Source organism: Mycobacterium mantenii, assembly GCF_010731775.1.
Taxonomy (GTDB): domain Bacteria; phylum Actinomycetota; class Actinomycetes; order Mycobacteriales; family Mycobacteriaceae; genus Mycobacterium; species Mycobacterium mantenii.
The window spans coordinates 1,043,488-1,053,402 of the sequence record NZ_AP022590.1 but is presented as its reverse complement, the minus strand read 5'-3'; the positions used below and the strand labels follow the sequence as shown (position 1 = coordinate 1,053,402).

Genomic DNA, 9,915 nt, shown 5'->3' with positions numbered 1-9,915 from the left:
TAACAGACCCCCACCAAAAGTTTGACCCCAGAATCCTTCATACCGACACCGGTCTACTGATCAGAAACCGACGCCCGGAGCGTGTCGCGCAAGCTTTTGGCCCGTATATCTGGCCAAGTTTCTTCGATGTATTGCAGGCAGCTGGCGCGGTTGGCTTCCCCAAAAACTACCCTCCAACCGGCGGGAATGTCGGTAAATGTCGGCCAAAGACTGTGTTGTTCTTCGTTATTGACTAAGACGAAAAAACGGCCATTGTCGTCATCGAACGGATTGAGCGGCAACGGATGGACCCCCTAACATCGAGACGCAGATTACAAGGTTACGCCGCACGCGCAGCACGAACTTGGTTGCGGCGCTTGAGGATTGAGCTGTCAGGCTCGGCCAGTATGTCAACGGGCCCAGGCGGCGGATTTTTGCACCGCTGGGCTCGGTCGTGAGGGGAAGCACCGCAACGCGGCAATCGCGGTACCCATCCCGACCCTTCGGCGACAGTCGCCGTTCACCCGGCTGTGCAGCCTTGGCGAACGGATTGCGCGACTCTCGCCGTCGCGACCCACGGTCGCGGGGTACCCACCCGCTCTTGCCCGAAACATGCGAATCCCGTTCTCACATAACCAATCAGCTTTCACACTAACTATTCCCCCGGATTTTTGCTACTTAGCGAAAGTAATGTGTCGCGCGGGCGGCCGGGTTCATCTCCACGTCCCGAACCCGCCACCGACCGCTCCCCACCTCCGAACACCGGCTGTCGCCGTTTGCCGTTGCCGCCAAGCGGAGTGATGCTTACGCAAACGCAAAATATTTGCCCGTGCTGCTGCCGCGGCCCCGACGCCGGCGATCGCAACGATGACGCAACCGGTTGAACTGGCCCAAGCGCGTGATTCATGCCCGTCTAGCTGCGTATCTCGAATTCACCACTGGCGCAGCAGGACTCCGGATCGGCCACGGCAACTACCATGCAAAAACGTACGGACGATTGCTAGCCCGAAGTCCAGCGTCATGCGATCGGCGATCGCCACTCAGCGCGATCCCGTAGCTGCGACCGGTTAAGCGTGGCCGGCGCAACCGGACCCCAAGATCCGTCCGCACATACGAATGCCGGCGAGCGGGATCCACCGTCGGCCCCACCCCGGCGCGATTTGCTAAGCGGGATCTGCCGTTTCGACACGCCCGCACGCAGGCAGTTTGTGATTGTTCTCACGCAGCTAAGGCATTGACGGCGTTCGCCGACGATGGGGCGTCGAGCCGGCCGGCTAACACTGGACTCCGAGAGCGTCCACCGCGGACGGGCGGTTTTCCGGCCTGCGGATCCAGTCTCTCACCAGGCCTGCAACGCGTCGCGCAGTGCTATTGAAAACTGTTGAACGAGATCATGATTAGGCACACACAGCTGATTCATAGCCGGCTTTGCCGAAAAGAATTTTCGCAGCGCTGATCCAGCTTTCGGGCGGCGTTTAGCCCCCAACGTTCGCGGGTAGAGCCGGGAACCATGTGGGGGTCAGTGCTGGGCTTGGGGATCTTGGCTGCGCTCAATCCGGTCCGTCTCGGTCTAGCCCTGCTGATGATTTCGCGTCCGCGGCCCGGGCCGAGCCTGCTCGCCTACTGGCTCGGCGGGTTGACGGTGTGCATACCCGAGCTGCTCATCCCGCTGATCCTGCTGAATTTCACGCCGATGTTCGGACATGTCGCGCACGGTTCGGCCGCCCAGTCGACGAGCTCGAACCTCGGGAAGATCCAAATCGGCCTTGGTGTGGTCGGCCTATCGATCGCCGCACTCATGACGGTGCGCTTCGTTACCCGGCGTTCCCAACCCGCACCCGACGACGACCGATCTCCCGCGTTGTCGACGGTCTCCGGGGCACCGATCGCGATGCCGCGGCTGCTGACCCGGGTGCGGGATGAGTCGACCGAGGACCCATCCCCGTTCCGGCGACTCCTCGCCCGCATGCACAACGCCTGGGACAGCGGCTCCTCATGGGTGGCATGGGTGATCGGCATCATCTCGGTGCCCATCGACGGCGTCCTTTTCATCGTCGCCATCATCGCGGCCTCGGGTGCCTCCGTCACCGCGCAGGCCAGCGCCTCCGTGGCGTTCATCCTCTTGATGTATGCCGTCGTCGAGGTCATCCTGGTCGGCTACGTCGCCACGCCGGCGAAAACTCAAGCCTTCTTGCTCGTGCTGCACAACTGGGTGCGGACCTATCACCGGCACATCCTGGTGGCCCTGTTCACGGTGGTCGGGATTTCCCAACTCGCCCAGGGCCTGCACGTCCTCTGACCGGCCGGCGAAGTCTGATCGGCCGGCGAACCGCTTAGCTCAAACGCGGCGGAAGGTCCGCGTGCACCAAGTTGCGGGCGATCTCCTCAACCCTGGTGTTCGTTTCCTGCGAGAGCCTGGTCAGCAGGCCGAAGGCCTCATCGGCGTCGATATTGAAGCGCTCCACGACCATGCCCTTGGCTTGGCCGATCATGTCTCGGGTCGCGATCGCGCGCATCAGTTGCTTGTTCTCCGTGGCCAACGCCCGCTGGCGCTGGAGGTGACGGCTGGTTTCCACGGCGCTCACGGCCTCGAGGGTGTGCAGCAGGTCTGCCGGATCCCAGGCGACACCGTGATCGATGTCGCGCGCCACCTCGTCGAGAAGTTGCCGGCTCTGCGCGACTTCCTCCACGCGGTGCACCACGCCGACCAGCTCGCCGTGATCGAGCAACGGAGAGTTGGTAGGACTCCACACCTTCGGCAGAAATTCGTCGGGCGCCGCGGGATCGGGAATGTCGTAGCGCTGCATCCGCATCGTGTGGGTGTGGCCGCTTTGCATCGCGGTCTCCAGCGACGACGCGAGCTTCGCCGTCCCGTCGGCGTGCGGATCCTTGGGATTGTCCGGGAAGGCGTCGAAGAGGTATTGCCCGGGAAGTTCGCCGTGCTGCCGCAGGGTGACGCGCTCGTAGTCCGTGCTGGCCGCGCGGATCCGCAGATCGCGATCGAGGAGCAGGCAACAACCGCCCGAAGCCCCCTGGACCATCTCTCGGGCGATCACATCGAACCGACCTTGGTTACGCACTGCCTATGCTCTTACCCCCTCGTCGCTGCGCCTAACCCGTCGAATCCGTTGAAGCTCAAGGCGGGCTGTGCCAGGTTCGTTTCACGCCGACCTAGTCACGCGAGACATGTTCGTCCCTCGTCGAACTCAACTCATGTAGCTCGGATTGACCGGATGCGGGTCCCCAGCCGACGTAGGTCAGATACAGTCCGAGCCCGCCGAGGATGGCGTAGATGGTGCGGTGCGCCCCCACGCCCGTCACCGAGCCGACGATCGACGAGAAAGCCCCGGGAAAGGCCAGCAGAGCGAACCCGCGCAGGGCCATCGACCAGCCCATGACCGAGATGATGACCGCCGCCGCGCTTTGCCAGTGTGGATGCAGGGCGATGACCACCAGACCGATCATCAGTATGGGCGCGGCCGTCGCCCACGGCCATATCCCGACATCAGAGAGCAGCGGCAACTCGGACGGCCTGCGCACCAATCCGGTGATGCAGACGATGGCGTAATACGGACCCAGCACCCGGGAGAAGATGCGCGTCGCGGTGTCGACCTTTGGCGAGAATTTCATCCGATTGCCTCCATCTGGTGCTGATCGTCCGACGAGGCACCGGCCGAGACTTTGTGTCGAGATGCTCGAATTTCCGTGATTGATGCAGTAATTCGACCATTTAGCAGAAACTCCCCGATAGGGACCGAAGTCCCCCATTAGACGACGGTCCGAGGAGGCGACGAAGGGTCCGACGCGGGAGGTCTTTGGCCCCTACCTCCCGTCGGAGTGCAGGACGACAGTGAGATCACCCGACTTCGTGGCAACCGGGAACAGGAGAAAGAAATGAATCGAGAAGCCTGCAAATTCTTCAGCGGAGCGTTCGCCGGAATTGCATACGCACACGCCGGCTACGCCATAGCCACATCGAGCGGCATCATCGACGAGCCGATCTTCCTGGGTAGGAAGTGGGGGGTCGGATTCATGTGGACCGAGGCCATTGTCTGCGCGGCGATAAGCGCGGCACTTGGGTATGCCGGCTGGCGCTCTCAGCCCGTGCAGCTCCGCGACGTGAGCGCCCCGGAAACGAATGGCCAGAGCACGCAAGCCGCGACCGCGGCACAGATGCCTCAGTCAACGTTGCGTTGACCGGCTCACCGGGCGGATGCACTCGAGAGCCGGATTCTTTATCGGCGCTTCGGTGGCAGCCTATTGCCCGCAACACAAAGACTCGATCGATCTTTCCCTGGTCTGGCTGCTGCCATTTCTCCCAATGATGTAAGCAGCGGTGCAGCGCGAGAGGCGGCGGAACAAGCCCGCCGGGAAGCACCATAGTCTGGTGTCCTGGACGCCTGCGATTCCTCGGGAGGTAACGAAATGCCCGCACCGTCAGCCGAAGTCTTCGACCGCCTGCGCCAGCTGGCCGCGATCAAGGACGCCGCAGCCCGCCAGACCAAGACGATCGACGAGGTCTTCACCGGCAAGCCGCTGACCACCATCCCCATCGCCACGGCCGAAGACGTCGAAGCCGCGTTCGCCGAAGCGCGCGCGGCCCAGGCCGACTGGGCGAACCGCCCGGTCACCGAGCGCGTCGAGATCATCAGCCGCTATCGCGACCTGGTCGTCCAGAATCGCGAGTTCCTGATGGATCTCCTGCAGGCGGAGGCGGGCAAGGCCCGCTGGGCCGCACAGGAGGAGATCGTCGACCTGGTGGCGAACGCGAATTACTACGCGCGCGTGTCGGAGGATCTGCTGAAGCCCCGCACGGTGCAGTCGCTGCTCCCGGGGATCGGCAAGACCACGGTGGGTTACCAGCCCAAGGGCGTGGTCGGGGTGATTTCGCCGTGGAACTATCCCATGACGCTGACGGCGTCCGACTCGGTGCCGGCCCTGCTGGCCGGCAACGCCGTGGTGCTCAAGCCGGACAGCCAGACGCCGTATTGCGCGCTGGCGTGTGCCGAGCTTCTGTACAAGGCCGGACTGCCGCGCGCGCTCTACGCGGTCGCGCCCGGGCCGGGCTCGGTGGTTGGCACAGCGATCATCGACAACTGCGACTACTTGATGTTCACCGGTTCGACGGCCACCGGCCGGCAGCTCGCGGAACACGCCGGCCGTCGGCTGATCGGATTCTCGGCCGAGCTCGGGGGCAAGAACGCGATGATCGTCACCCGGGGGGCGAACCTCGACAAAGCCGCCAAGGCGGCGACCCGCGCGTGCTTCTCCAACGCGGGCCAGCTATGCATCTCGATCGAGCGAATTTACGTCGAGAAGGACATCGCCGACGATTTCGCCGGCAAGTTCGGTGCCGCAGTGCGGAACATGAAGCTGGGCACCGCGTATGACTTCTCGGTCGACATGGGGAGCTTGATCTCCGCGGGCCAGCTGAACACCGTGACCGATCACGTGGACGACGCGAAAGCCAAGGGCGCCAAGGTGATTGCCGGCGGCAAGGCCCGGCCCGACATCGGGCCGCTGTTCTACGAGCCCACGGTGCTGACGGACGTCACGCCGGAAATGGAGTGCGCGGCCAACGAGACGTTCGGGCCCGTCGTCTCGATCTACCCCGTCGCCGACGTCGACGAAGCCGTCGAGAAGGCCAATGCCACCGAATACGGGCTCAACGCCAGCGTGTGGGCCGGCTCGTCGGCGGAAGGCCAGCAGATCGCCGCCCGGCTGCGGTCGGGGACGGTTAACGTCAACGAGGGCTACGCGTTCGCGTGGGGCAGCCTCAGCGCGCCGATGGGCGGCATGGGCCAGTCCGGCGTAGGCCGCCGGCACGGTCCCGAGGGCCTGCTGAAGTACACCGAATCGCAGACGATCGCGACGGCGCGCGTGTTCAATCTCGATCCGCCGCTTGGCATTCCGGGGACTCTCTGGCAGAAGTCGCTGTTGCCCATCGTGCGGACGGTGATGCGGCTTCCCGGCCGGAACTGACGCAGCCGGTCTAGACCGCATTTAGTTCTGTCGGCGACCCGGCTACCCGCGCTACGCTCTTCGATGTCAGGGGCACATCGCACGTCAGGGGTCCGCTATGAAGGCAGACGCGAAGCGATACGAGGAAGACGCTCGTCGGCTACGCCGGTACGTCACGTTCGAAAGCTTCTCGGATGCTGAACTTCAGCGCCTCGCCCGAGCAGCCCATCGAACGTCGACGTCGGCCCCGTTGCCGCTGATTCATGAGCAGACTCCGTCGGACTCGGTATACGTCCTGCTCAGCGGGGAGGTCGGCGTGTACGTCGGGCGAGACCGCGTCGCCGCGCTGGGGCCGGGCGAGGTGATCGGCGAGTCGGCGCTACACCGTGGGAGGCTGCGTTCCGCGACCGTGACGACGATGGGGCCGGCCGAGTTGTTACGTATCGAACGCGACGATCTCGCCGCGTTGCTCGACGAGATACCGGCACTTCGCCAAATCATCGACGCGTCTGTCGCGCGGCACGTCCCCGTCGACCTGCCGCCGAAGCCAAAACCGTCGCACGCCAGGTTGGGCGTCTCGGTCCGCACCGACCTGGTCGAGCGGTTCGAGCAGGCCGCTGACAGCGCCGGCGTGGACGTCGCGACCGCACTCGAAGATGCGCTCACCCACTGGATCGAACGGAACGGCACGGCGTAGTCACCGCCTTCATTGCCAATGACCTACTACAGAACGTAGTATTTGGGCCATCTTGCCGCGCACAAGGGGGTGCAATGTGAGGTGGAGTTTCGCCCAGATCGGGCTGCTGATCATCTGTGTTGTTCACGTCATTCAGGCGGTGGTCGGCTTCATCATCAATCCCAGCTTCGCGACCGGGCCCAACGCGCCGACCGTGCAGCTGTTAGGAATGGACTACAACGGCTGGCATGCCGTCGCGGGCGTCGCGCTATTCGCTCCCGGCCTGGTGTTTGCGATGCGCAAGTCGTGGGCCGTCCTGTACCTACTGCTGGCCGCGATAGCCGGCGCGCTGCCGGGCATTTGGGCCTTCTTCTCGCATCAGGTCGCGTTCGTGTTCACCTTCCCCAACAACGTCACCGACGCGGTGGTGCACCTGGTGACCGCCGCGATCATGGTGGCGGTGGCCGCCGTGCAGATCCGGATGGACGGCGGGCTTCGAAACTCGCTCGGTGATCTCCGAAAGGCGCCGTGAGAGTCAAGTCGTCGGGGTCCTCGCTGCTACTCGCTGCTACCGGGGGCACCAAGGCGCTCGCTTATTCGGGCCAGCGCCTCGTCGAAGATCTCCACCTTTTCGCCGCGCTTTTCGTTGGCAGGCTGGGCGGAGCCGCGGGCACCTTCGGCCGTCACCCGCGCCGCGCCCTGACGCCGCAACAGGCTGGAATTCTTCTCCCGCGCTTGCCGAAGCCGGCTCTGCAGGTTCTTCAGCGACTTCTCGTCCATGCGCGTCAGGGCCTCGGGATGACTCTCACCGATCAACGAGCTTTCCTGCGGGGTCAGGTTCACATGGTGGTTGCTCACTCCTAGATTCATAGCCCGCACCGGCCGCACCAACGCGGCGAACGCCGAACCGTCACGCCAGGGCCATCTCGAGTTCACGTCGCCGGACGCATTAGGCTTGGCGGTACGGCTTTTCGCAGTCCGGCTGCTGTCCTCGGGGCCTTCAGACCGTGCCGCTGCGGGTAGTCCTCCGGCGACGAAGGAGGTGGCGATGGCCAAGCATTCGGAGCGCGAGGATTGAACGGTTGCACATGACGGGCCACGGACCGGGATCCGTTTCGAGCGGTCACCGGGACAAAGTGGCCGGGATGTCTCCGTCGCGACGAAAATGGGCAGATGCCATCTGAACAGGCGCCGCTCCCGCCCAAATCAGCGCCGGGCTGGTACCCCGATCCCGCCGGGGTAGGCCACGGGCTGCAGCGGTACTTCGATGGCACCAGCTGGACCAGTGAGTGGGCGTTCTCCACCGAGCCGCCGAAAAAAGGCCTCTCCGCAAAGGCGGTCCTGGCCGTGGCGTCGCTGTGCGTCCTTGTTCTCCTCGTCGTCGTCGGCAAAAGCTGGATCTTCGACCCCACGAAGAACGGCCAATCGACTGCATCGAGCAGTTCGGCCACGGCGGCAGCGCCGACATCGACCGAGGCTGCTCCTGCCGGTCCCAAGAAGCCCGACGGAGTCACCTTCACCACCGCTCCTGGCCCGAACGGTGACGTGGTGGACGCCCGATTCGCGATTCGGGACAACTACACCGAGCAGCTGATCAGGGACGGTGCCCGGTTGGACACCATCGGCATTCTCAAATACGCAAGAGCGACCTACCCCGACGCGGCCGCGGTGAACGTGCAGGGCACGTTCCCGATGACCGACCCGTACGGCAACACCTCGACGCAGGTCGCCATCGACCTCACGTATTCGCGAGCGACGTTGGACAAGATCAACTTCGACGGCATCAGCAAAGCCAGCATCTGGGAGATCCGCGATTCCGGCAACGTTCTTCCGGCCTTTCAGCCGTAGGCCGGCGGTGTGTCGAATCACTTCGAGGAAGTCTGGGAATCCGCGAAGCGGATGGACGCCACCAAAGACACGGTGAGCAAAAACAGCAATGGCACGAACACCAATGGGTAGGCGGCGACTGCTGCCATGGCGATGAGCGCGCCCGGCACGATCAACGCCAACGCGGCCGTCGGATGCTTCTCGCTGAGGCTGACGATCCTCGCGGGCGCCGCGAATGCTACCGCGACCTGCTGATACCGATCGGGCCGATCTCCGTAGTACGAGCGGCGGGTCTCTAGGCCGCAACGCGTGCAGTTGCGCCCATAGGAGTAGCGGGTTTTCAGGCCGCAGCCCATGCAGGTGTGGATGGTCATCCGGCCCATGCTCTCATCGCGTCGAGCGGCCGTCGCGGGCGAGGGTTGCCCGCCCGCTGCTGGGATTTCTGCCTCAGTTTGCTCTTCGGTACCACGGGTCCGGAAGACCCACCTGGTCACCTGGCGCAGTTCTGCATCATCGGAAGCAACTTCTCGTATGGAGACGTGCCGCCCAGCGTGTTGCTGTTCGGGCTGGCGTTGTAGTTAAGGAAGGACAGCGGAACTTTGCAATCGGCACCTTGGCTGATCAGGTAATTGATTACCTGAATGTCCTGGTCGGTGGGACCCCACCCTGCAGCCCGCTGGACGATCCAGAACAGCAACGAGCCAACGAATACTCCGTCCTGGTATCCACCCGTGTAGCCCTTGGGCGTCAGGTCCGTGTGGAATGGCAACGGAAAGAGGTCGACAAGCTTATGCATGAGATAGCCGTCGTGCAGTTCATCATCGATCTTGAATCCGGCCGCCTGAAAGGTCTTGACTAAGGCAACAGGATCGCCGTTCTGGGAGGCGACGCCTTGAAATCCGTACAGGATGGCACTTGCGCCGTCCTGCAGGGTCGTCGCCTTCATGCCTGACTGCAGATACAGACCCACGATGCTGGTGTCGCGATCGACAATCGCAGTCACGAACCCTTTCGTGGACCAGGAGCCGGTGAGTTGGACGATCTGCGCGCGAGGGTCATTACTCAGGGGATTGGGCGCGCCCTGATTTACGGTGTGCGAGCAGTCAACTCTCACATTTGCACTGCCAGCCCCGTTCGCGCTGCAGTCGCTCACTTTGGTCTCGGCGGGCGGTCCGTCCGGCTTCGTCAACTGCATGATTGCAACGACGAGCGCCAAAATAGTTGCGATCGCTCCGATCCCCGCCCAGATCCCATGCGACAAAACCCAGCCAATACTTCGGCCCACCACGCCTTGCGGTGCCGGCGAGCCACCGGTTGGCAGGTCAGCCGGATCTGAAGAATTCCCCGAATTCGACGACATAACTTGGCGCTCCTCGAAAAGCAACGAATTGGCCACAGCTGTCTTTAGCGTGATGGACACGAGCATCAGATACCAGTGACCCAGCCTTGCGAAGATCATCCCGCACGACATT

12 protein-coding genes are annotated in these 9,915 nt (G+C 63.6%); 6 read left to right on the top strand and 6 right to left on the bottom strand.

Going from position 1 to position 9,915, the window contains the following annotated elements:
* Positions 1-53: 53 nt before the first annotated feature.
* Entirely contained in the window at positions 54-281 is a 228-nt protein-coding gene (locus tag G6N50_RS04860; RefSeq protein WP_083095266.1) for an MbtH family protein, read from the bottom strand.
* Between the two features lie 1,208 nt (positions 282-1,489).
* Here G6N50_RS04860 and G6N50_RS04855 point away from each other — a divergent pair.
* Positions 1,490-2,278, top strand: coding sequence for a GAP family protein (locus G6N50_RS04855; protein ID WP_083095267.1), 789 nt, complete (start codon positions 1,490-1,492; stop codon positions 2,276-2,278).
* A 34-nt stretch (positions 2,279-2,312) separates the two neighbouring features.
* Here the strand turns inward: G6N50_RS04855 and G6N50_RS04850 are convergent, their stop codons facing one another.
* Together G6N50_RS04850 and G6N50_RS04845 are read right to left on the bottom strand one after the other, a co-directional pair.
* Positions 2,313-3,059, bottom strand: a complete 747-nt coding sequence (locus G6N50_RS04850; protein WP_083095268.1) for an ANTAR domain-containing protein — start codon at positions 3,057-3,059, stop codon at positions 2,313-2,315.
* Between the two features lie 91 nt (positions 3,060-3,150).
* Positions 3,151-3,609, bottom strand: coding sequence for a hypothetical protein (locus tag G6N50_RS04845; RefSeq protein ID WP_083095269.1), 459 nt, complete (start codon positions 3,607-3,609; stop codon positions 3,151-3,153).
* Between the two features lie 207 nt (positions 3,610-3,816).
* On the opposite strand from G6N50_RS04845, the gene G6N50_RS04840 reads away from it, so the two are divergent.
* From G6N50_RS04840 to G6N50_RS04825, 4 genes are all read left to right on the top strand, one after another.
* Complete coding sequence (locus tag G6N50_RS04840; protein ID WP_083095270.1) at positions 3,817-4,176, top strand: hypothetical protein; 360 nt, start codon at positions 3,817-3,819, stop codon at positions 4,174-4,176.
* A gap of 228 nt (positions 4,177-4,404) precedes the next feature.
* Positions 4,405-5,961, top strand: coding sequence for a succinic semialdehyde dehydrogenase (locus G6N50_RS04835; protein WP_083095271.1), 1,557 nt, complete (start codon positions 4,405-4,407; stop codon positions 5,959-5,961).
* Between the two features lie 97 nt (positions 5,962-6,058).
* A complete protein-coding gene (locus G6N50_RS04830; protein WP_083095272.1) occupies positions 6,059-6,637 on the top strand; it encodes a cyclic nucleotide-binding domain-containing protein in 579 nt (192 codons plus the stop codon).
* Between the two features lie 76 nt (positions 6,638-6,713).
* Positions 6,714-7,148, top strand: a complete 435-nt coding sequence (locus G6N50_RS04825) for a DUF4383 domain-containing protein (RefSeq protein WP_083095273.1) — start codon at positions 6,714-6,716, stop codon at positions 7,146-7,148.
* 26 nt (positions 7,149-7,174) lie between these two features.
* On the opposite strand, the gene G6N50_RS04820 is transcribed toward G6N50_RS04825, so the two are convergent.
* Positions 7,175-7,474 (bottom strand): hypothetical protein, encoded by a 300-nt coding sequence (locus G6N50_RS04820; RefSeq protein WP_083095274.1) that lies wholly within the window; start codon positions 7,472-7,474, stop codon positions 7,175-7,177.
* Between the two features lie 315 nt (positions 7,475-7,789).
* On the opposite strand from G6N50_RS04820, the gene G6N50_RS04815 reads away from it, so the two are divergent.
* Positions 7,790-8,464 (top strand): DUF2510 domain-containing protein, encoded by a 675-nt coding sequence (locus G6N50_RS04815; RefSeq protein ID WP_083095275.1) that lies wholly within the window; start codon positions 7,790-7,792, stop codon positions 8,462-8,464.
* 17 nt (positions 8,465-8,481) lie between these two features.
* Here the strand turns inward: G6N50_RS04815 and G6N50_RS04810 are convergent, their stop codons facing one another.
* Together G6N50_RS04810 and G6N50_RS04805 are read right to left on the bottom strand one after the other, a co-directional pair.
* A complete protein-coding gene (locus tag G6N50_RS04810) occupies positions 8,482-8,817 on the bottom strand; it encodes a hypothetical protein (protein WP_232068886.1) in 336 nt (111 codons plus the stop codon).
* 116 nt (positions 8,818-8,933) lie between these two features.
* Complete coding sequence (locus G6N50_RS04805) at positions 8,934-9,902, bottom strand: hypothetical protein (RefSeq protein WP_142275563.1); 969 nt, start codon at positions 9,900-9,902, stop codon at positions 8,934-8,936.
* Between the last annotated feature and the right edge of the window lie 13 nt (positions 9,903-9,915).

What these genes read in the sequence shown, in the direction of transcription:
- G6N50_RS04855 (WP_083095267.1), top strand. Translation starts at nt 1,490, where the DNA reads ATGTGGGGGTCAGTGCTGGGCTTGGGGATCTTGGCTGCGCTCAATCCG.
- G6N50_RS04815 (WP_083095275.1), top strand. Translation starts at nt 7,790, where the DNA reads ATGCCATCTGAACAGGCGCCGCTCCCGCCCAAATCAGCGCCGGGCTGG.
- G6N50_RS04805 (WP_142275563.1), bottom strand. Translation starts at nt 9,902, where the DNA reads ATGATCTTCGCAAGGCTGGGTCACTGGTATCTGATGCTCGTGTCCATC.
- G6N50_RS04845 (WP_083095269.1), bottom strand. Translation starts at nt 3,609, where the DNA reads ATGAAATTCTCGCCAAAGGTCGACACCGCGACGCGCATCTTCTCCCGG.
- G6N50_RS04830 (WP_083095272.1), top strand. Translation starts at nt 6,059, where the DNA reads ATGAAGGCAGACGCGAAGCGATACGAGGAAGACGCTCGTCGGCTACGC.
- G6N50_RS04835 (WP_083095271.1), top strand. Translation starts at nt 4,405, where the DNA reads ATGCCCGCACCGTCAGCCGAAGTCTTCGACCGCCTGCGCCAGCTGGCC.
- G6N50_RS04810 (WP_232068886.1), bottom strand. Translation starts at nt 8,817, where the DNA reads ATGACCATCCACACCTGCATGGGCTGCGGCCTGAAAACCCGCTACTCC.